The organism is Pseudomonas cuatrocienegasensis, from assembly GCF_900110925.1.
GTDB lineage: Bacteria > Pseudomonadota > Gammaproteobacteria > Pseudomonadales > Pseudomonadaceae > Aquipseudomonas > Aquipseudomonas cuatrocienegasensis.
The window spans coordinates 84,598-104,311 of the sequence record NZ_FOFP01000002.1 but is presented as its reverse complement, the minus strand read 5'-3'; the positions used below and the strand labels follow the sequence as shown (position 1 = coordinate 104,311).

General features: G+C 60.9%; 20 protein-coding genes. All 20 read left to right on the top strand.

The features are described from left to right. Positions 1-198 precede the first annotated feature (198 nt). Positions 199-1,398: a flagellin gene (locus BMW49_RS03370; protein ID WP_069515890.1), complete on the top strand. Its 1,200-nt coding sequence runs from the start codon at positions 199-201 to the stop codon at positions 1,396-1,398. A gap of 70 nt (positions 1,399-1,468) precedes the next feature. Continuing rightward, the gene (locus BMW49_RS03365; protein WP_069515889.1) at positions 1,469-1,861 is read left to right on the top strand and encodes a flagellar protein FlaG; all 393 of its coding nucleotides are present in this window, start codon (positions 1,469-1,471) and stop codon (positions 1,859-1,861) included. A 73-nt stretch (positions 1,862-1,934) separates the two neighbouring features. After that, positions 1,935-3,317: a flagellar filament capping protein FliD gene (gene fliD / locus BMW49_RS03360; protein WP_069515888.1), complete on the top strand. Its 1,383-nt coding sequence runs from the start codon at positions 1,935-1,937 to the stop codon at positions 3,315-3,317. Between the two features lie 3 nt (positions 3,318-3,320). Next, positions 3,321-3,707 carry a flagellar export chaperone FliS gene (gene fliS / locus BMW49_RS03355; protein WP_069515887.1) on the top strand — a complete coding sequence of 129 codons (387 nt, stop codon included), beginning with the start codon at positions 3,321-3,323 and terminating at the stop codon, positions 3,705-3,707. 69 nt (positions 3,708-3,776) lie between these two features. Then, positions 3,777-4,157 (top strand): flagellar export chaperone FliS, encoded by a 381-nt coding sequence (gene fliS, locus BMW49_RS03350; protein WP_069515886.1) that lies wholly within the window; start codon positions 3,777-3,779, stop codon positions 4,155-4,157. Between the two features lie 28 nt (positions 4,158-4,185). Beyond that, positions 4,186-4,479, top strand: coding sequence for a flagellar protein FliT (locus BMW49_RS03345; protein ID WP_069515885.1), 294 nt, complete (start codon positions 4,186-4,188; stop codon positions 4,477-4,479). A gap of 239 nt (positions 4,480-4,718) precedes the next feature. After that, positions 4,719-6,194, top strand: a complete 1,476-nt coding sequence (locus BMW49_RS03340; protein ID WP_069515884.1) for a sigma-54 dependent transcriptional regulator — start codon at positions 4,719-4,721, stop codon at positions 6,192-6,194. Positions 6,195-6,365: 171 nt separating this feature from the next. Beyond that, complete coding sequence (locus BMW49_RS03335) at positions 6,366-7,580, top strand: sensor histidine kinase (RefSeq protein ID WP_069515883.1); 1,215 nt, start codon at positions 6,366-6,368, stop codon at positions 7,578-7,580. A gap of 5 nt (positions 7,581-7,585) precedes the next feature. Continuing rightward, positions 7,586-8,986: a sigma-54-dependent response regulator transcription factor FleR gene (gene fleR / locus BMW49_RS03330; protein WP_069515882.1), complete on the top strand. Its 1,401-nt coding sequence runs from the start codon at positions 7,586-7,588 to the stop codon at positions 8,984-8,986. A gap of 177 nt (positions 8,987-9,163) precedes the next feature. Then, positions 9,164-9,493 (top strand): flagellar hook-basal body complex protein FliE, encoded by a 330-nt coding sequence (gene fliE, locus BMW49_RS03325; protein WP_069515881.1) that lies wholly within the window; start codon positions 9,164-9,166, stop codon positions 9,491-9,493. An 18-nt stretch (positions 9,494-9,511) separates the two neighbouring features. Beyond that, the gene (gene fliF, locus BMW49_RS03320; RefSeq protein ID WP_069515880.1) at positions 9,512-11,314 is read left to right on the top strand and encodes a flagellar basal-body MS-ring/collar protein FliF; all 1,803 of its coding nucleotides are present in this window, start codon (positions 9,512-9,514) and stop codon (positions 11,312-11,314) included. Continuing rightward, positions 11,307-12,323, top strand: a complete 1,017-nt coding sequence (gene fliG / locus BMW49_RS03315) for a flagellar motor switch protein FliG (protein WP_069515879.1) — start codon at positions 11,307-11,309, stop codon at positions 12,321-12,323. The genes fliF and fliG overlap by 8 nt, the downstream gene beginning before the upstream one ends. 95 nt (positions 12,324-12,418) lie before the next feature. Next, positions 12,419-13,231, top strand: coding sequence for a flagellar assembly protein FliH (gene fliH, locus BMW49_RS03310; protein ID WP_069515878.1), 813 nt, complete (start codon positions 12,419-12,421; stop codon positions 13,229-13,231). Continuing rightward, the gene (gene fliI / locus BMW49_RS03305) at positions 13,221-14,576 is read left to right on the top strand and encodes a flagellar protein export ATPase FliI (protein ID WP_069515877.1); all 1,356 of its coding nucleotides are present in this window, start codon (positions 13,221-13,223) and stop codon (positions 14,574-14,576) included. The genes fliH and fliI overlap by 11 nt, the downstream gene beginning before the upstream one ends. A gap of 3 nt (positions 14,577-14,579) precedes the next feature. Then, positions 14,580-15,023, top strand: coding sequence for a flagellar export protein FliJ (gene fliJ / locus BMW49_RS03300; protein ID WP_069515876.1), 444 nt, complete (start codon positions 14,580-14,582; stop codon positions 15,021-15,023). Positions 15,024-15,174: 151 nt separating this feature from the next. Beyond that, positions 15,175-15,480 (top strand): STAS domain-containing protein, encoded by a 306-nt coding sequence (locus BMW49_RS03295; RefSeq protein ID WP_069515875.1) that lies wholly within the window; start codon positions 15,175-15,177, stop codon positions 15,478-15,480. Between the two features lie 2 nt (positions 15,481-15,482). Further along, the gene (locus tag BMW49_RS03290; RefSeq protein WP_069515874.1) at positions 15,483-17,180 is read left to right on the top strand and encodes a fused response regulator/phosphatase; all 1,698 of its coding nucleotides are present in this window, start codon (positions 15,483-15,485) and stop codon (positions 17,178-17,180) included. Between the two features lie 29 nt (positions 17,181-17,209). Beyond that, positions 17,210-17,563: an Hpt domain-containing protein gene (locus tag BMW49_RS03285; protein WP_069515873.1), complete on the top strand. Its 354-nt coding sequence runs from the start codon at positions 17,210-17,212 to the stop codon at positions 17,561-17,563. Positions 17,564-17,715: 152 nt separating this feature from the next. After that, positions 17,716-18,966, top strand: a complete 1,251-nt coding sequence (locus tag BMW49_RS03280) for a flagellar hook-length control protein FliK (RefSeq protein ID WP_069515872.1) — start codon at positions 17,716-17,718, stop codon at positions 18,964-18,966. 222 nt (positions 18,967-19,188) lie between these two features. Next, positions 19,189-19,710, top strand: a complete 522-nt coding sequence (fliL, locus tag BMW49_RS03275) for a flagellar basal body-associated protein FliL (RefSeq protein ID WP_069515871.1) — start codon at positions 19,189-19,191, stop codon at positions 19,708-19,710. Positions 19,711-19,714: the final 4 nt, after the last annotated feature.

Genomic DNA, 19,714 nt, shown 5'->3' with positions numbered 1-19,714 from the left:
TGCCGATAGAGCTGACGTGGATTAAGGGGGTGGTGGCGCTGTCAAGGTGGGAAGAAAAAAATTTTCACTCCGCCCTAAAGCTCCTGCCACACAAGCCGATAAGTAATACGAACGCGAACTCAATGGCTGCCTGAGAACTGCAGGACCGGGTTTCGCAGCCTCAGGCAACTAAGCTAGGTCCGATGGAGGACATACATCATGGCTCTTACAGTCAACACGAACATTGCGTCCCTCAACACTCAGCGCAATCTGAACACTTCTTCCAAGGCCCTGGACACCTCCTTGCAGCGTCTGTCTACCGGTTCGCGTATCAACAGCGCCAAGGACGATGCGGCCGGCCTGCAGATCTCCAACCGCCTGAGCAGCCAGATCAACGGCCTCAACGTTGCGGTGAAGAACTCCAACGACGGCATTTCGATGGCGCAGACCGCGGAAGGCGCACTTCAGCAGTCCACCAGCATTTTGCAGCGTATGCGTGACCTCTCCCTGCAATCGGCCAACGGCTCGAACAGCGATGAAGAGCGTAAAGCCCTGAACTCGGAAGTGACCGAGCTGAAGAAAGAGCTGAACCGTATTTCCAACACCACCACCTTCGGTGGCAAGAAGTTGCTTGACGGTTCCTTCGAGACCACCACCTTCCAGGTTGGTAGTGCTGCGAACGAAACCATCAGCGTCAAGATCGACGAAATGAGCACCGAGTCGCTGGAAGGTACTTTCAGCTCGGGTTCGATCACTGCTAGCAGCGTTGCTACTGGTACTGCATCGGCTTCCGGTGCCATCGCTGTATCGATCACCATGGTCGGCGGTGAGGCACGCACCTTCAGTGCGACCTTCGCCAGTGGTGCTACTCAGGCCGAGCAAGTTCAGGCTCTCGCAACTGTAATCAACGACGCAAACATCGGGGTTGGTGCGTTCGTCAATGAAAGCGGCAGCATCGATCTGGTAACTTCGTTGGGCTCCGGTTCTGAAGCCGGTCAAATTGAGTCGCTGAGCTTCGGTTCTGGCGCTACCGTAGATGCTGCGAAAACTGCATCTGCCTCGGGCACTGGTACTGATATTGATGTCGCTGAAGTGACAAGCGGCAACCTGGTCGACGACATTGACATCACCGACGTGATCGGTTCGCAGAAAGCGGTCATCGTAATCGACGATGCCATCCAGGCGATCGATGCCCAGCGAGCTGATCTTGGTGCGGTACAGAACCGCTTCGAGAACACCATTGGTAACCTGCAGAATATCTCGGAAAACGTATCGGCAGCCCGCGGTCGAATTCAGGATACTGACTTCGCAGCGGAAACGGCTAACCTGACCAAGAACCAGATCCTGCAGCAGGCAGGTACGGCGATCCTGGCCCAGGCCAACCAGTTGCCGCAGGCTGTGCTTAGCCTGCTGGGCTAAGCTTCGGGGTAGCATCGATGGGGAGCCAGGGTAACCTGCCTCCCCATTCCCTCTTTTTGAGGAAAAGACTATGGACATTGGTTCGATACGTGATGCGATGAAACAGAGTGGCCTGGCGCCGGAAGCGGTCAAACCACGATCATCGGAAAGTGCTGAGAAAGGCAGTGCTCTATCGGCAAATGCTGACACTGCGCAGGCCAAAGTTGCAGCCGATAAGGAGCAGGCTGAACAGCCGGCGACCCGGGCTGAGCTGGAAACGGCCATGAACAACATCCAGGAGTTCGTGCAGTCTGTGCGACGCGATCTCAATTTTTCCCTCGACGATGGCAATGGCCGGGTCGTGGTCAAAGTGACCGATGCAAACTCGGGTGATGTGATTCGCCAGATTCCATCGGAGGAAGCGCTCAAGCTGGCCGAGAACCTCACGGAGGTCCGCAGCCTGCTGTTCAAGGCTGAGGCGTGAGTGCAATGGCATGAAACTTGTTTACCGTTAGGTAACAGGAATAGGGTGTCAACCCTTTGGCGAGGCAACTAACATGGCTGGTATCACAGGTATAGGATCGGGCATCGATATTGACTCGATCGTCAAGGCGTCCGTGGCGGCCGAGCGCGCGCCTAAAGATGCGCAGCTGGCGCGACTGACAACCAAGACGACAACGCAGATTACCTCGTTGGGCTCTTTCAAAAGTGCCCTGAGTGAGTTTCAGACAGCGGCCGATGGTCTGAATGATGCCAGTCTGTTTGGTACCCGAAAGGCCTCGTCCTCTGACGCGACCCGTCTTACTGCAAGTGCCGAAAAAACTGCGCTCACCGGAACTTATCGAGTCGAGGTTGAGCAGCTTGCCAGTGCGTCCAAGATTGCTTCTGGCAGTCTCACTGGGGATTCGAACCTCGCCTTTGCCTCTGGCGGTAAGCTGACTATCGGTCTGGGTGCTGACAGTTTTGATGTCGACGTCGCTGCGGGCGCAACGCTCAAGGAAGTCCGCGATGCCATCAATACCCAGCTCAATGAAAAGGGCATCAGTGCCAACATCATCAGCGATCCGGCTAATGGCACCTCACAGTTGGTGCTCTCGTCCAACAAGACCGGCGCCGGTAATGATCTGACCCTGGCGGCGTCGGGTGCCGACCTGCAAGGGCTGGTGACCAATAGGCCGGCTGCGCTCAGCGAGGCGCAGAACGCCAAGTTCAAGATCGATGGTTTGTCTCTGGAAAGCGCTACCAATGCGGTCAGTGGCGCGATCGAGGGGGTGACCTTCACATTGGTCAAAGCTGAGGAAGGGGTGAGTACGACCCTGACCGTGGGTGAGAATACAACAGCGGTCAAGGACAGCCTGAAGAAGTTCGTTGACGCCTACAACAAGCTCATCACAACGACCAATAGCCTGACCAGCTTCACCAAGGTTGGTGAGAGTGGCGAGCCGTTGACAGGTGCCCTGCTTGGCGACTCTACGGTGCGTAATGTGCTCAATGGGTTGCGTTCTGAGCTAAGCAATACTGCTGCAGGCCAAGGCGGCGATCCGTTCCGTGCGCTGGCCGATCTGGGCATTACCACGCAAAAAGACGGCAAGCTGGCCATCGACGATACCAAGCTCACCGCGGCTCTTGAGGATAACTTTGATGCGGTTGGGTCATTTATCACTGGTGATAACGGGCTGATGAATCGCCTCAGTGATCGTGTTGATGGTTATGTCAAGAGTGGTGGTGTTTTAGAGCAGCGCATCAGCGGCCTGCAAAAAACTGATGCTGATATCAAAGAACAGAAAGCCGATCTGGAAACTCGCGTGGCCGCGATTCAGGCGCGCCTCTATTCGCAATATAACGCCATGGATAGCTTGATCGGGCAATTGACCCGAACCAGCGACTCGTTGGGCAGCGCATTGTCCAATCTGCCAGGTGTCGTGAGAGAGAGGAGCTGATTCATGAATAAGCCGATCGATACCTACAAGAAAGTCAAAACCAGCCAGGATGTCTCGCAGTACCGTGCCGTTGCATTGCTGCTCGACGGCGCCATTGAGCGTGTCAAGCTGGCGCGTCAGGCGCAAGCCGAGGGCAACAGCGAGGTGCGCGGGCTGGCGGTGGGTACCACCATCACGATTCTTGGCGTATTGCAGGCCAGCCTGGACAAGCAGCTTGGTGGTGAGATTGCCGAGAATCTCGATGCGCTCTATGCCTACATGACCCGTTGTCTGGCAGGCGTGGCGATTGAGCGCGAGGCAGGCAGTCTTGAAGAAGTCGAAGCCCTGCTGGTTCAACTCCAGGAAGCGTGGACGGCGATAGAGGCCGAAGTAGAGCCATCTGCGAGCTGAATGCGCTAAAGTTTCCTGGCTGGGCGTCGATACACCAGTATCAGCAGCCCAGCACAGCGAGACGTGACAATGAACGCAATGACAGCCCTGCGCCAATACCAGCATGTGAACACCCACGCCCAGGCCGTTGAGGCGACCCCGCACCGTCTGATTCAAATGCTCATGGAGGGTGGCCTGACACGGCTGGCCCAGGCTCGCGGTGCTATGGAGCGCGGTCAGATTGCCCTCAAGGGTGAGCTGATTGGTAAAGCCATTGGTATTATCGGTGGTCTGCGCAATGGCCTGGATCTCAATGCTGGAGGCGAGTTGGCGGCTAATCTGGACAGCTTGTACGAGTACATGGTGTCCCGCCTGATCGAAGCCAATGTGAAGAATGTGCCTGAGCCGCTCGACGAAGTTGCGGACCTGCTGCGCGATGTAAAATCCGGCTGGGACGCTATTAGCCAATAAGTCGCCAGAGCCATTTGGGAGCTTTTCGATGACAACCTCTGTCCAGCGTTTGCAAGATACCGGTACTGCACTGCGTGATGCCCTGGCTAGCCGAGATTGGGCAGCGATTGCCGAGTTGGACGTGCAGTGCCGCCAGGCGATTGATGAGTCGATGATTGATCCTGCCGATGAGATTGCGCTGCGTGCCCGGATGCAGGAGTTGCTCGATCTTTATCGTGAGCTGGTGACTCTGTGCCAGTCTGAACAACAACGCCTGGCGGGTGAGTTGGTGCAGCTTAATCAGGCGCAGCAGGGTGCCAAGGTCTACCAACTATTCGGTTGAGTCGCGTGGTCAGTTCCCGGCCCGCGCTCGTCGGGCTCGCTGATTCGTCTGCCATCTTTCTTGTGCCTCATCCCCAATTTTTTGTGGATACGCCTAGCGATCAAGCAAAATGGTGAAACCAAAGCACGCCATAAATTTGACTGCGTCCAAAAAATTGACTTTACTACTGGCTAAATGCCGGCGCAGCAGTCCCATGACTTCGCAGACCTTCGTTCAGCCCCCCGGATAGACCAGACATTATGTGGCGTGAAACCAAAATCCTACTGATTGACGACAACCGTGAGCGCCGTCGTGATCTGACGGTCATTTTGAATTTTCTTGGCGAAGAATATCTAGCATGCGGGAGTGAGGATTGGCATGAGGCCACTGCAGACTTGCCGTCCAGCCGCGGCGTGCTCAGCGTATTGCTAGGCGATGTGCAACTGCGCGGTGGCGCGCTGGAGCTGATCAAGCAGATCGGTGCCTGGGATGAGTTCCTCCCGATACTGATGATGGACATGCAAGCGGCCGCAGAATGGCCGGAAGACATCCGTCGGCGTGTGCTGGCCAGCCTGGACATGCCGCCCAGTTACAACAAACTCCTCGACTCCCTGCATCGCGCCCAGGTTTACCGGGAGATGTACGACCAGGCCCGTGAGCGCGGCCGCCATCGTGAGCCCAATCTGTTTCGCAGTCTGGTCGGCACCAGCCGTGCGATTCAGCACGTGCGGCAGATGATGCAGCAGGTCGCCGATACCGACGCCAGCGTACTGATTCTTGGGGAGTCGGGAACTGGCAAGGAAGTGGTGGCGCGCAACCTGCACTATCACTCCAAGCGCCGTGAAGCGCCTTTTGTGCCGGTCAACTGCGGGGCGATTCCCGCGGAGTTGCTGGAAAGCGAGCTGTTCGGTCATGAGAAAGGTGCGTTTACCGGTGCCATCACCAGTCGCGCTGGACGCTTTGAGCTGGCCAATGGCGGTACCCTGTTTCTCGACGAAATTGGTGACATGCCGCTGCCGATGCAGGTCAAGCTGCTGCGCGTGCTGCAAGAGCGGACGTTCGAGCGGGTGGGCAGCAACAAGACCCAGAGTGCCGACGTGCGCATCATCGCCGCGACCCATAAAGACCTGGAGAAGATGATTGAGGATGGCAGCTTCCGCGAGGACCTGTACTACCGCCTCAACGTTTTCCCCATCGAGATGGCGCCGCTGCGCGAGCGTATCGAAGACATTCCGCTGTTGATGAACGAACTGATCTCGCGCATGGAGCATGAAAAGCGTGGCTCCATCCGCTTCAATTCGGCGGCCATCATGTCGCTGTGCCGCCACGACTGGGCCGGTAACGTCCGTGAGCTGGCCAACCTGGTGGAACGCATGGCGATCATGCATCCCTACGGGGTGATTGGCGTCGGCGAGTTGCCGAAGAAATTCCGCCATGTCGATGACGAAGATGAACACCTGGCTGCCAGCCTGCGTGATGAGCTGGAAGAGCGTGCGGCCATCGTCGCCGGCCTGCCAGGCATCGACACGCCGGCAATGCTGCCACCCGAAGGGCTGGACCTGAAAGACTACCTGGGTGGGCTGGAGCAGGGGTTGATTCAACAAGCACTTGACGATGCCGGCGGCGTGGTCGCTCGTGCAGCAGAGCGCCTGCGGATTCGCCGCACCACGCTGGTGGAGAAGATGCGCAAGTACGGCATGAGCCGGCGTGACGAAGAAGGGCAGTTCGACGACTGATCGCGAGTCAGTGCCTTGGCGCCGACTGCTGGAAAAGAGCCGGGACTTTGACGAAAGTCCCGGCTTTTTTATTAAGATACTGAAAAATAAGAATTATTTTTTAGGCACGGGTATTGCTATCTCTCTAGCAACTGACTGTCCCCTGACGGCTCGCTGCGCGAGAGAGATGCCATGACCCGCCACGCCCTACCCAGCGCTGTTCCCACGCCATTACCTGTGCCACCGGCCGAGTCGGGCGAGCGTGTTCATCTGGAGCATGCCTTTGCGCGGTTCAGTCAGATGTCCACGCAGCTCAGCGAGTCTTACAGCCTGCTTGAGTCGCGGGTGTCCGAGCTCAAGGGGCAACTGGCGCTGGTGAGTGCCCAGCGCATGCAGGAGCTGGCGGAGAAGGAGCGCATTGCCCATCGCCTGCAGAGCCTGCTGGACCTGTTGCCAGGCGGGGTTATCGTGATCGATGGGCAGGGTGTGGTGCGCGAGGCCAACCCGGTTGCCTGTCAGCTACTCGGCCGGCCCCTGGTCGGCATGCTCTGGCGTGAAGTGATTGCCCGTAATTTCGCCCCACGCGATGACGATGGTCATGAGGTGTCACTGAAAGATGGGCGTCGACTGTCAATCGCTACGCGCTCGCTGCATGGCGAGCCGGGTCAGTTGATTCTGCTCAATGACCTGACGGAAACCCGTCGCCTGCAGGATCAGTTGTCGCGCCATGAGCGCTTATCTGCGCTGGGGCGCATGGTGGCCTCTTTAGCTCATCAGATTCGCACACCGCTGTCGGCGGCCATGCTTTACGCCAGCCACCTGCATGAGCAGGCATTGCCGGTCGAACAACAGCAACGCTTTGCCGGGCGTCTCAAAGAGCGTTTGCACGAACTTGAGCACCAGGTCCGCGACATGCTGGTGTTCGCCCGCGGTGACCTGCCGCTGCCGGATCGCTTAACGCCTTCGGCCTTGTGCGATGCCTTGCGCTCAGCCGCGGAAACCCATGTGGCCGGCCTGCCGGTGCGCTGGCAGTGCGACGTGCGCGATGGCGGGCTGTTGTGCAATCGCGACACCCTGGTCGGCACCTTGCTGAACCTCTTGGAGAATGCCATCCAGGCCGGTGGCCCTCAGGTCGGGCTCAAGGTGCACCTCTATCGGCGTGGCGACAACTTGCGTATCTGCATCAGCGACAACGGCCCGGGGATGGATGCGGCTACGTTGGCGCGCCTCGGCGAGCCCTTTTTCACCACTCGCGCCACCGGGACCGGTCTGGGACTGGCGGTGGTCAAGGCCGTCGCCCGCGCTCACCGCGGCGAGCTGCATCTGCAGTCCCGGCCGGGGCGTGGTACCTGCGCCCTGTTGACTCTGCCGCTGCTTGACGCGGCCTCATTGATTAATCCGGAGTAACCGTCATGGCTGCCAAAGTCTTGCTGGTCGAAGATGACCGCGCGCTGCGCGAAGCGCTTGGCGACACCCTGTCGCTGGGTGGGCATGCCTACCGTGCGGTGGATTGTGCAGAAGCCGCTTTGCTGGCGCTGGGTGAAGAGGTGTTCAGCCTGGTGATCAGTGACGTCAATATGCCCGGCATGGACGGTCACCAGTTGTTGGGGCTGATTCGCCGGCGCCAGCCGCAATTACCAGTGCTGCTGATGACGGCGTTCGGTGCAGTCGAGCGAGCGGTGGATGCGATACGCCAAGGCGCTGCGGATTACCTGGTCAAGCCGTTCGAGCCCAAGGCGCTGCTGGCGCTGGTGGACCGCCACGCCCTGGGTCGCTTGCCGCAGGGTGAGCTGGAAGGGCCGGTGGCCTGTGAGCTCGCCAGTCAGCAGTTGTTGGCGTTGGCCAGCCGTGTGGCGCAAAGCGATTCCACTGTGCTGATTACTGGCGAGTCCGGGACTGGCAAGGAAGTGCTGGCGCGCTTTATCCATGAGCAATCGCCGCGCACCGGTGGGCCCTTCATTGCGATCAATTGCGCGGCGATTCCCGACAATATGCTCGAAGCGACGCTGTTCGGTCATGAGAAGGGCGCCTTTACCGGGGCCATCGCCAGTGCGCCGGGCAAGTTCGAACTGGCCGATGGCGGCACGTTGCTGCTCGATGAGATTTCCGAAATGCCCCTTGGCCTGCAGGCCAAGCTATTGCGCGTGTTGCAAGAGCGTGAAGTGGAGCGGGTGGGCGCACGCAAGCCGATCAGCCTGGATATCCGTGTGCTGGCGACCAGCAACCGTGACCTGGCTGCCGAGGTCGCAGCAGGGCGCTTCCGGGAGGACCTGTTCTATCGCTTGTCGGTGTTCCCTCTGGCCTGGCGACCGCTGCGGGAGCGCCCGGCGGATATCGTACCGCTGGCCGAGCGACTGCTGGCCAAGCATGCGCGCAAGATGAATCACGCGCCGATTCGCCTGTCGCCACAAGCCCAGGCCAGCCTGGTCGCCTACGCCTGGCCGGGCAACGTGCGTGAGTTGGATAACGCCATTCAGCGGGCCTTGATTCTGCAGCAGGGTGGCCTGATTCAGCCTGAGGATCTATGCCTGACTGCGCCCATCGGTTTTGCCTGTGCACCAGTCACGCCACTTTTGACGGCTGTGGCGAGCGTGCCAAGTGCTGATAGTGCGGCTGTGATGGAGGCCGGCGCCCTTGGCGAAGACCTGCGCCGGCATGAGTTTCAGATGATCGTTGATACCTTGCGGGCCGAGCGCGGCCGGCGCAAGGAGGCTGCTGAGCGGCTGGGTATCAGCCCGCGTACCCTGCGTTACAAGCTGGCGCAGATGCGTGATGCCGGGATGGATGTCGAGGCTTACCTCTACGCCAGCTGAGGTGACGGAAGTCAGGCGCGGCAGACTGCGGGTGATTCCCTGAGGTTCCAAGGTTTTTTCTGCTAATTGACGAAAGCCCCGCACTGCGGGGCTTTCGCGTATCTGGCACCCTTGTTGCAAATATCCACTTATCGCGCCGCACTGCGTCAAAAAACTGCGGCCAGTGGAGGAAAGGTCATGAGCCAAGGTATTGAATTCAATCGTCTGATGCTGGAGATGCGCTCCATGCAGGCCGATGCCATGGCGCGTCATACGCCTGCCGTGAGCGCGCCTGAGCCTGGTGCTCCGAGCTTCTCCGACATGCTCGGGCAGGCGGTGAACAAGGTGCATGAAACCCAGCAGGCCTCCGGTGAACTGGCCAAGGCATTCGAGATGGGCAACAGCGGCATCGACCTGACCGACGTTATGATTGCTTCGCAGAAAGCCAGCGTGTCGATGCAGGCCATGACCCAGGTGCGCAACAAGCTGGTCCAGGCGTACCAAGACATTATGCAGATGCCGGTTTAAGGGTAGGGGTTTTCAATCATGGCTGACGCACTCGCCGCCAACATGCCGGCTACTACCGGTAACGACCAACCGAAGAAGCCGTTGTTCGGGCTGACGTTCCTCGAGAACCTGTCCGACATGTCGATGCTGCGCCAGATCGGCCTGCTGGTTGGCCTGGCTGCCAGCGTGGCGATCGGTTTCGCTGTGGTGCTCTGGTCGCAGCAGCCGGACTACCGACCGCTATACGGCAGTCTCGATGGCATGGATGCATCTCAGGTGATGCAGACCCTGCAGGCAGCCGACATTACCTACACCGTCGAACCCAATTCCGGGGCATTGCTGGTCAAGGCCGATGACCTAGCCCGTGCGCGGATGCGCCTGGCAGCAGCCGGCGTTGCGCCCAGCGACAAGACCGTCGGCTTCGAGATCCTCGACCAGGAGCAGGGTCTGGGCACCAGCCAGTTCATGGAGGCGACCCGCTACCGTCGTGGTCTCGAAGGTGAGTTAGCGCGCACCGTATCGAGTTTGAACAACGTCAAGGGTGCCCGTGTGCACCTGGCCATTCCGAAAAGTTCGGTGTTTGTGCGCGATGAGCGCAAACCGAGCGCCTCGGTGCTGGTCGAGCTGTATGCCGGTCGTGGCCTGGAGCCCAGTCAGGTGATGGCCATCGTCAACCTGGTGGCCACCAGCGTGCCTGAACTGGAAAAGTCCCAGGTCACGGTGGTCGATCAGAAAGGCAACCTGCTGTCCGATCAACAGGAGCTGTCCGAGCTGACCATGGCCGGCAAGCAGTTCGATTACAGCCGCCGTATGGAGAGCCTGTTCACCCAGCGCGTACACAACATTCTGCAGCCGGTGCTGGGCAGCGGCCGCTACAAAGCTGAGGTCTCGGCGGATGTCGATTTCAGCGCCGTGGAGTCCACCTCCGAGAGCTTCAACCCTGATCAGCCGGCGCTGCGCAGCGAGCAGCAGGTTACCGAGCAGCGTACCAGCAGCCAGCCGCCCCAGGGTGTGCCCGGAGCGCTTGCTAACCAGCCACCGGGTGCTGCAGCCGCGCCGCAACAGGCCGGTGCAGCCGCAGCGCCCCCTGGCGCGATTGCCCCGGGCCAGCCGTTGCTTGATGCCAACGGCGCGCAGGTGGTCGATCCGGCCACTGGCCAGCCGATGCTCGCGCCGTATCCGGCAGACAAACGCGACCAGTCCACGCGCAACTTTGAGCTGGATCGTTCGATCAGCTACACCCGCCAGCAGCAAGGCCGCCTGCGTCGCCTGTCAGTGGCGGTGGTGGTCGATGACCAGGTACGTGTCGACCCGGCCACAGGGGAGGCGACTCGTGCGCCCTGGAGCAGTGATGATCTTGCCCGCTTCACCCGTCTGGTGCAGGACTCGGTCGGCTTCGATGCCAGCCGTGGCGACAGCGTCAGCGTGATCAATACGCCATTCTCGGCCGAGCGCGGCGAAGAGTTTCTTGACCTGCCCTGGTACCAGAATGAGCTGTTCCTGATGGCCATGGGCGGGCTGAAGCAATTGGTGCCGGCGCTGCTAATCTTCATTCTGGTATGGTTCGTGTTGCGCCCGGTGATGAAGAACATCGCCAATCCTGGTGGCGGCAAAGAGCTGGCGGCAGGTGGGCGTGATGGCGATATCGATCTGGGTGAAATGGGTGGTCTGGACGGCGAACTGTCAGCTGATCGCGTCAGCCTCGGCGGCCCGCAAAACATCCTGCTCCCGAGCCCGAGCGAGGGGTATGATGCCCAATTGAACGCGATCAAGAGCCTGGTCGCCGAAGATCCGGGCCGCGTGGCCCAGGTCGTGAAAGAGTGGATCAACGCCGATGAGTGATAACCGCACTGTTGCCAAGATGAGCAAGGTCGAAAAGGCCGCCATCCTCCTGCTTTCGCTCGGTGAAACCGACGCCGCGCAGGTCCTGCGCCATCTCGGGCCAAAGGAAGTGCAGCGCGTAGGCGTGGCCATGGCCGGCATGCGCAACATTCACCGCGAGCAGGTCGAGCAGGTCATGGGCGAGTTCGTCGAAATCGTCGGCGATCAGACCAGCCTGGGTGTCGGGGCCGATGGCTACATCCGCAAGATGCTCACCCAGGCCCTGGGCGAGGACAAAGCCGGCAACCTGATCGACCGCATCCTGCTCGGCGGCAGCACCAGCGGCCTGGACAGCCTCAAATGGATGGAGCCGCGCGCCGTGGCCGATGTCATCCGTTACGAACACCCGCAAATTCAGGCCATCGTCGTGGCTTACCTGGACCCGGATCAGGCCGGTGAAGTGCTCGGCCATTTCGACCATAAGGTGCGCCTGGACATCGTTCTGCGTGTGTCATCGCTCAATACCGTGCAACCGGCGGCGCTCAAGGAACTCAACCAGATCCTCGAGAAACAGTTCTCCGGTAGTGCCAGTACCACCCGGGCGACTATGGGCGGGGTCAAGCGCGCCGCTGACATCATGAACTACCTCGACAGCTCGGTTGAAGGCCAGTTGATGGACTCGATCCGCGAAGTGGATGCCGACCTGTCGTCGCAAATCGAGGACCTGATGTTCGTCTTCGACAACCTGGCCGATGTCGACGACCGCGGCATCCAGGCGCTGTTGCGCGAAGTCTCCTCCGACGTGCTGGTGCTGGCTCTCAAGGGGGCGGACGAAGCGATCAAGGAGAAGGTCTTCAAGAACATGTCCAAGCGCGCTGCCGAGTTGCTGCGCGACGACCTCGAAGCCAAAGGCCCGGTGCGGGTCAGCGACGTGGAAACGGCGCAGAAGGAAATCCTCACCATCGCCCGGCGCATGGCCGAGGCGGGCGAGATCGTTCTGGGCGGCAAGGGCGGCGAGGAGATGGTCTGACCTGGCGCTGCCACGGCGCCGGTTGCTCTGGCACAATGGCGCCCCGGCAGACTGCTTGCCCCGACCGTTTTTACTGACCCTGGGGGATCCCCGACATGGCTTCCAAGGACGCGTCCAGCGACCTGATTCGCGCCAAGGACATCGCCGGTTTTGACCGTTGGGCGCTGCCCAGCTTCGACGCCGACAGCGGTGAAGCGCCGCCGGATGACGCACCGCTGCAGGTCGATGCCGCCCCCGAGGAGCCACAGCCCGAGCGGCCAGCCGACAGCGAGGAGGTGCAGCTCGAAGATGTCAAACCGCTGACACTCGATGAGCTTGAAGCGATCCGCCAGGATGCTTACAACGAAGGTTTCGCCGCCGGCGAGAAGGACGGCTTCCATGCCGGCCAGCTCAAGGCCCGTCAGGAAGGCGAGGCGGCTCTGGCACCGCGCCTGACAGCCTTGGAAACCCTGATGCGCCAACTGTTCGAGCCAATCGCCGAGCAGGACCGCCAGCTTGAAGCCTCATTGGTCGAGCTGGTGGGCCACATGACCCGCGAAGTGATCCAGCGCGAGCTGGTCATCGACTCCAGTCAAATCCGCCAAGTGTTGCGCGAAGCCCTGAAGCTGTTGCCCATGGGCGCAGAAAATGTGCGTATCCACCTCAATCCCCAGGACTTCGAGCGGGTCAAGGCGCTGCGTGAGCGCCACGAAGAAAGCTGGCGCATCCTTGAGGATGACAGCTTGCTGCCTGGCGGATGCCGCGTGGAGAGTGAACACAGCCGCATCGATGCCAGTGTCGAAACCCGCCTGACCCAAGCGCTCAAGCAACTGTTCGATCAGCAGCGCGAACATGCCACGGCGCCGCCAGATGCCGATCTGCAGGTCGATCTCGACGCCCCAGCCGCCGAGCCTGCCGATGCGCCTTGAACGCACCAGCTTCGCCAAGCGCCTTTCGGTCTACCGTGACAGCATCAGCCTGCCCGGCCAGCCCGTGGTCGAAGGCCGCCTGCTGCGTATGGTGGGCCTTACCCTGGAGGCTGAAGGCCTGCGCGCCGCCTTGGGCAGTCGCTGCCTGGTGATCAACGATGATAGCTATCACCCGGTGCAGGTCGAGGCCGAGGTGATGGGCTTTTCCAATGGCAAGATCTTCCTGATGCCGGTGGGCAGTCTCGCCGGTATCGCCCCTGGCGCCCGCGTGGTGCCGTTGCCGGATACCGGGCGCCTGCCCATGGGCCGCTCCATGCTCGGTCGGGTGCTTGATGGCACCGGGCGTGCGCTCGATGGTAAGGGCGGTATGAAGGCCGAGGACTGGGTGCCGATGGATGGTCCAACCATCAACCCGCTGAAGCGCAACCCGATCAGCGAACCGCTCAATGTCGGTATTCGCAGCATCAATGGTCTGCTGACCGTCGGCCGCGGCCAGCGCCTGGGTCTGTTCGCCGGTACCGGGGTGGGCAAGAGTGTGTTGCTTGGCATGATGACGCGCTTCACCGACGCCGACATCATCGTGGTGGGGCTGATCGGTGAGCGGGGCCGTGAGGTCAAGGAGTTCATCGACGAGATTCTCGGTGAGGAAGGCCTCACCCGTTCGGTGGTGGTTGCCTCGCCAGCTGACGATGCGCCACTGATGCGCTTGCGCGCGGCCATGTACTGCACACGCATCGCCGAGTATTTCCGCGACAAGGGTCTCAATGTGCTGTTGCTGATGGATTCGCTCACCCGCTTTGCCCAGGCGCAGCGAGAGATTGCCCTGGCCATCGGCGAGCCGCCAGCGACCAAGGGTTATCCACCTTCGGTGTTCGCGCGGCTGCCAAAGCTGGTCGAGCGCGCCGGCAATGCGGAGCAGGGCGGTGGCTCGATCACCGCGTTTTACACCGTGCTCAGTGAGGGTGATGACCAGCAGGATCCGATTGCCGATGCGGCGCGCGGGGTGCTCGACGGGCACATCGTGCTGTCGCGGCGGCTGGCCGAGGAGGGGCATTACCCGGCCATCGATATCGAAGCCTCGATCAGCCGGGTCATGCCGCAGGTCGTCAGTGCCGATCACCTCAAGCATTCGCAGCGTTTCAAGCAGCTGTGGTCGCGCTATCAGCAGAGTCGCGACCTGATCAGCGTTGGCGCCTATGTACCGGGTGGTGATGCCGACACCGACCTGGCCATTGCGCGCATGCCGAGCATGGTGCGCTATCTGCGCCAGGGCCTGCATGAGAGCGAAAGCCTTGAGCAGAGCAGTGCACTGCTGGCGGCAACCGTTACCGGCGGCGCGGCTTAAGCCATGGCGCAGAGTCGTGCCGCGCGTTTGGCACCTGTGGTCGATATGGCTGAGCGTGCCGAGCGCGAAGCGGCCCTGCAGCTGGGCCATCACCAGGGCCTGGTTGGTCAGGCCGAAGGCAAGCTGGGCGAGTTGGAGCGCTTTCGCGGCGACTATCAGCAGCAGTGGATCAATGAAGGTCAGCGTGGGGTGTCCGGCGAGTGGCTGATCAACTACCAGCGTTTTCTTTCGCAACTGGAAGTCGCCATCGGTCAGCAGCGGCGCACCCTGGCCTGGCACCGTGGCAATCTGGAGAAAGCGCGTGCGCAGTGGCAGCAGCAGTATGCGCGGCTGGAGGGGTTGCGCAAGCTGGTGCAGCGCTACCGGGACGAGGCGCGTATCGCGGAAGACAAGCGCGAGCAGAAGCTGCTTGATGAGTTGGCGCAGCGCCTGCCCCCGCGCTATTAGGAGCCTATGCTTAAAAGCGTTTGCCCTCCTGGCTATGGGGTGCTAAATCTTCAAGCGCGCCGACAGTCATTGGCCGCGCTACACTGCAACCACGGCGCTGCTCCATGCGCCCCGCCATTGACGGTTGAATAGAACAGATTAAGGAGTGTGTATGGCCATCACCTCGCAGCCCTCGGCAGATGGGCAAGAGCTGACCATTGTGATTCAGGGACGTTTCGATTTTGGTGCCCACCAAGAGTTTCGCGATGCCTACGAGCGTATCAACCAGCGCCCCAAGCGCTACGTGGTTGATCTCAAGGGCACGACCTATCTCGACAGCTCCGCATTGGGCATGCTGCTCCTGCTGCGTGACCATGCCGGCGGTGACCATGCGCAGATTCGTCTGGAGCACTGCAACCCTGATGTCCGCAAGATTCTCGCCATTTCCAACTTCGAACAGCTATTCAAGATCGCCTGATCGTGTCTGCGCGTTTGTCTATCCTCATCGCCGAGGACAGCGCCGCTGACCGCATGCTGCTTTCGACCATCGTCAGTCGTCAGGGCCATCGCGTGCTGACGGTAGCCAATGGCCTGGAAGCACTGGCGCTGTTCGAGCAGGAGCGGCCGCAGTTGGTTCTGATGGACGCGTTGATGCCCATCATGGACGGTTTTGAGGCGGCTCGGCGGATCAAACTATTGGCCGGCGAAGCGCTGGTGCCGATCATCTTTCTCACCTCGCTGACCGAAGGTGAAGCGCTGGTGCGCTGTCTGGAAGCTGGCGGCGATGATTTCCTGGCAAAGCCCTACAACCGGGTGATCCTGGAGGCCAAGATCAACGCCATGGATCGCTTGCGGCGGCTGCAGGAGACCGTGCTGCAGCAGCGCGATCTGATTGCCCGCAACAATGCGTTTCTACTCGATGAGCAGCGTGCAGCCAAAGCGGTATTCGACAAGGTGGCGCATGCCGGCTGTCTGGATGCGCCCAATGTGCGTTACCTGCAGTCGCCTTACGCACTGTTCAACGGTGACCTGCTGCTGGCCGCCTTTCAGCCGTCTGGCGATATGCACGTGCTGCTGGGCGATTTCACCGGCCATGGCTTGCCAGCGGCCATTGGTGCCATGCCGCTGGCCGAGGCGTTCTATGGCATGACGGCCAAGGGGCACTCACTGCGCGAGGTGCTACGCGAGGTCAATGCCAAGCTCAAGCGCATTCTGCCGATGGGCATGTTCTGCTGTGCGACCCTGCTCAACATCAGTTTTCAGCGCAAGGTCGTGGAGGTCTGGGCGGGCGGCTTGCCGGATGGTTATCTGCTGCGCGGCGATGGCCGTGAGCACACGCCTCTGGTGTCGCGGCATCTGCCTCTAGGGGTGCGCGATGCGCGCTCTTTCAATGATGCGCTGGAGGTCTATCCGCTCGAGATGGGCGACCGGGTGCTGCTGTTGTCCGATGGTGTGCTGGAGGGCAGCAACGCCGAGGGTGAGCTATTTGGCGAGCAGCGCCTGCTCGAGGTGCTTGCCGCTAACCGTGATGACCAGGCCCTCTTTGACGAAATCCAGGCAGCGCTCATCCGTTTTCGCGGTACCCAGCAAGACGATATCAGCCTGGTCGAGATTGGCGTGGTCGAGTCCTCGAGTCTGGGGCGTCCGCCCGTACCCCAGGGCGGCAGCGTAGAAAATGCGCCGTTGGACTGGTCGGCTACCTTCGAGTACCGGGGGGCAACCTTGCGCCGCCACAATCCGGTACCTCAGGTTTTGCAGTTACTGCTCGAAGTGCCCGGCCTGCGGCTGCAGGCTGGCGCGCTTTTCAGTGTGTTGACCGAGCTCTATGCCAATGCCCTGGAGCATGGAGTGCTGGGTCTGGACTCTGCGATGAAAGCCGATGCCCGTGGGTTTGCCGATTACTACCGGCTGCGCACGGAGCGTCTGGCCGAACTGGTCGAGGGCTATGTGCGGTTTGATCTGCGGATTTGTCCCGAGCCGGGTGGTGGTCGTCTGACGCTACTGGTCGACGACAGTGGTCCGGGTTTCGACGGCCAGGCTGTTATGGCTCGCCAGGCGCAGCCGGAGCGCTTCAGTGGTCGTGGGCTGGCCCTGGTTCGTCAGCTCAGCGAGCGCTGCACCTGGCCTGCCGGTGGCCGCGGTGTGAGCGTGGAGTTTTCCTGGCGGCTTGAGGCATAATCCAGACCCTTGGCTCATGGAGTGACCTGGTGTCTGATCCCCACCTCGACAGCGACGTGCTGGTTGCCTTGCAGGACGTGATGGAAGACGAGTACCCGGTTCTGCTCGATACCTTTCTGGCCGACTCCGAGGAACGTCTGCGCGTATTGCGTGAGGCACAGCAGGCCAGTGATCCCCAGGCGATCCGCTTGGCGGCGCATAGCTTCAAGGGTAGCTGCAGCAACATGGGTGCTACCTTGCTGGCGGGTTTGTGCCGCCAGCTCGAGGAAGCCGGTCGCTGTGAGGAGTTGAGTGTGGCGCCTGCACTGCTCGAACAAATCGAGCGAGAATTCGCCATCGTGCGGATTCTTTTCAAATCCGAGCGCCAGCGTTATCGCCACTGATAGCCTGTGACAGTGGGCCGCCGGGTAGGCGGCAAACACTCAAGACCTCCCGCAATGCTGCAGCGCTGCCAACCATCAGATTGGCTCCCGGCAAGTTGGCCCGCCCTTTGCAAAACCCTCCGCACGAACCGAGCCCCGTGTGGAGAGTGTCCATGTCCGTCCCCGATCTGCTGCTCAAGTCGGCGCCCGAAATAAAACCGCGTCCGGCAGCGCCCAACAACGCCGCCAAAGCGCCCGAGCCCCGTAAGAACGAGTCTTCCAGCTTTGCTGATGTGTATGCCAAGGAGCGTCAGGCCAAGGCGGCGCAGCGCAATGATGATGCCGCCAAGGCCGAGTCGCGCGACAGCGCGGCCGAAGAGGCCGCCCCAGCCGACCCTGCCGCCGAGGAGCCGGTACTTGCCGATAGCGGCAATGCCTTGCCGAGTGAGCTGCAGCCGGACCCCGTGGTCGAAGACCCCGCGTTACTGTTGAGCTTGTTGGGGCAGACGCCGGCGGTCGATGTCGACCCTGCGACGACACTGACGGAAGAAGGCATGCTGTCCACCCAGCCGGGTACGCTCGCCAGCAGTGGGCCGGCCAGTCTCACCGAAGCCAGCTTCGATCCGGAAATCGATGCGCTCAATCAGCTGCCTGCTGTGCAGATGGCGCTTGAGCAGGGCGCCAAGGCCAGGGCGGCAGAGGCGTTGGCCAAAGAGGGCAGTGGCGAGTCTGCCAAGCAGACCACCTTGACCACTGGTCAGGGCTTCGCCTCGGCCATGGCCGCGATGGGGGCGCAAAAAACCAGCGATGTCGCCAATGTGCTCGAAGAGCCGGCTCTGGAACTGAGCGCGGTGGGGCTTGAGGCGCTCAAGGAGAGCTCGGTCGATACGGCGCCGGAAAATTTCGTCAGCAAGCTCAGTGCCCTGAGTCAGGCAGTGAATCAGCAGGTGACCCAAACGCCTCGCGTACCGCTGGCCGGGCAGCCTGTGCCGATGCAGCAGACAGGCTGGAGTGAGGCGGTGGTCGACCGGGTGATGCTGATGTCGAGCCAGAACCTCAAGTCTGCCGAGATCCAGCTTGATCCGCAGGAGCTGGGGCGCCTGGAGGTGCGTATCAGCGTCAATCAGGACCAGACCCAGGTGACCTTTGCCAGTGCCCATGCCGGCGTGCGTGAAGCGCTCGACAGCCAGATGCATCGCCTGCGTGAGCTCTTTACCCAGCAGGGTATGAACCTGGCGGACGTCAACGTTTCTGACCAGTCGCTCAACCGCGGTTGGCAAGGGCAGGAAGGCGACTCGGGCAAGGGGCAGCGCAATGGCGGCGGCGATGGGTTGGTGCAACTTGAAGATGACAGCCTGGGGCCGCTGGCGGAGATGCGTTCGAGCATCAGCGGCGGTCGCGGCATGGTGGACTTTTACGCTTGAGACAGAACCTTCTGTAGTCCATCGTCGCTCTGTTCTAAACTGCATTCGCCCGGCCTCGCAAGAGCGCCGGGCGAATGCGTTCAGGCGGTATGGATGTGTTGATCTGGCTGCGCGCCGCCGCGGCGTTGTGAGAGCCTGATGCATGCGTCGAAGAGCTGGCACAACCCTTGCTCCTGACCCTTTGAAAACCGATCGAACTCCGATCAGTGACGGATTATTGGCATGGCTAAGAAAAGTGCACCGCAAGACCCGGCAGCGGCTGCCGAGGGCAAACCTGCGGGCAAGATGAAACTCATCATTCTGATCGTCGTCGGTCTTTTGCTGGCAATCGGTATTTCGGTGGGGGCTACCTGGTTCTTTTTGAACAAGTCGGCGCCTGAGGCCGAAGTACCGGAAGCGGTCGAAAGTCAGGAGCCGGTCAAACAGACTGCCATCTATGAAGAGCTGGTGCCGGCCTTCGTGGTCAACTTCAACCACAAGGGGCGGGCGCGTTACATGCAAGTCAGTGTGGCCTTGATGGCCCGTGACCAGGCTGCCCTGGACGCACTCAAGGTGCATATGCCGGTGCTGCGCAACCGCCTGGTGATGCTGTTTTCCAGCCAGGATTTCGAATCACTGATCACCCCTGTCGGCAAGGAAATGCTACGTCAGCAAGCCACCGCCAGCGTGCAGGAGCTGGCGCAGAAGGAAACCGGCAAGCTGGCGGTCGAGCAGGTACTGTTCACCAATCTAGTGTTGCAGTAGGCGA

Coding starts and splice junctions, on each gene's coding strand:
- BMW49_RS03370 (WP_069515890.1), top strand. CDS start 199: ATGGCTCTTACAGTCAACACGAACATTGCGTCCCTCAACACTCAGCGC.
- BMW49_RS03365 (WP_069515889.1), top strand. CDS start 1,469: ATGGACATTGGTTCGATACGTGATGCGATGAAACAGAGTGGCCTGGCG.
- fliD (WP_069515888.1), top strand. CDS start 1,935: ATGGCTGGTATCACAGGTATAGGATCGGGCATCGATATTGACTCGATC.
- fliS (WP_069515887.1), top strand. CDS start 3,321: ATGAATAAGCCGATCGATACCTACAAGAAAGTCAAAACCAGCCAGGAT.
- fliS (WP_069515886.1), top strand. CDS start 3,777: ATGAACGCAATGACAGCCCTGCGCCAATACCAGCATGTGAACACCCAC.
- BMW49_RS03345 (WP_069515885.1), top strand. CDS start 4,186: ATGACAACCTCTGTCCAGCGTTTGCAAGATACCGGTACTGCACTGCGT.
- BMW49_RS03340 (WP_069515884.1), top strand. CDS start 4,719: ATGTGGCGTGAAACCAAAATCCTACTGATTGACGACAACCGTGAGCGC.
- BMW49_RS03335 (WP_069515883.1), top strand. CDS start 6,366: ATGACCCGCCACGCCCTACCCAGCGCTGTTCCCACGCCATTACCTGTG.
- fleR (WP_069515882.1), top strand. CDS start 7,586: ATGGCTGCCAAAGTCTTGCTGGTCGAAGATGACCGCGCGCTGCGCGAA.
- fliE (WP_069515881.1), top strand. CDS start 9,164: ATGAGCCAAGGTATTGAATTCAATCGTCTGATGCTGGAGATGCGCTCC.
- fliF (WP_069515880.1), top strand. CDS start 9,512: ATGGCTGACGCACTCGCCGCCAACATGCCGGCTACTACCGGTAACGAC.
- fliG (WP_069515879.1), top strand. CDS start 11,307: ATGAGTGATAACCGCACTGTTGCCAAGATGAGCAAGGTCGAAAAGGCC.
- fliH (WP_069515878.1), top strand. CDS start 12,419: ATGGCTTCCAAGGACGCGTCCAGCGACCTGATTCGCGCCAAGGACATC.
- fliI (WP_069515877.1), top strand. CDS start 13,221: ATGCGCCTTGAACGCACCAGCTTCGCCAAGCGCCTTTCGGTCTACCGT.
- fliJ (WP_069515876.1), top strand. CDS start 14,580: ATGGCGCAGAGTCGTGCCGCGCGTTTGGCACCTGTGGTCGATATGGCT.
- BMW49_RS03295 (WP_069515875.1), top strand. CDS start 15,175: ATGGCCATCACCTCGCAGCCCTCGGCAGATGGGCAAGAGCTGACCATT.
- BMW49_RS03280 (WP_069515872.1), top strand. CDS start 17,716: ATGTCCGTCCCCGATCTGCTGCTCAAGTCGGCGCCCGAAATAAAACCG.
- fliL (WP_069515871.1), top strand. CDS start 19,189: ATGGCTAAGAAAAGTGCACCGCAAGACCCGGCAGCGGCTGCCGAGGGC.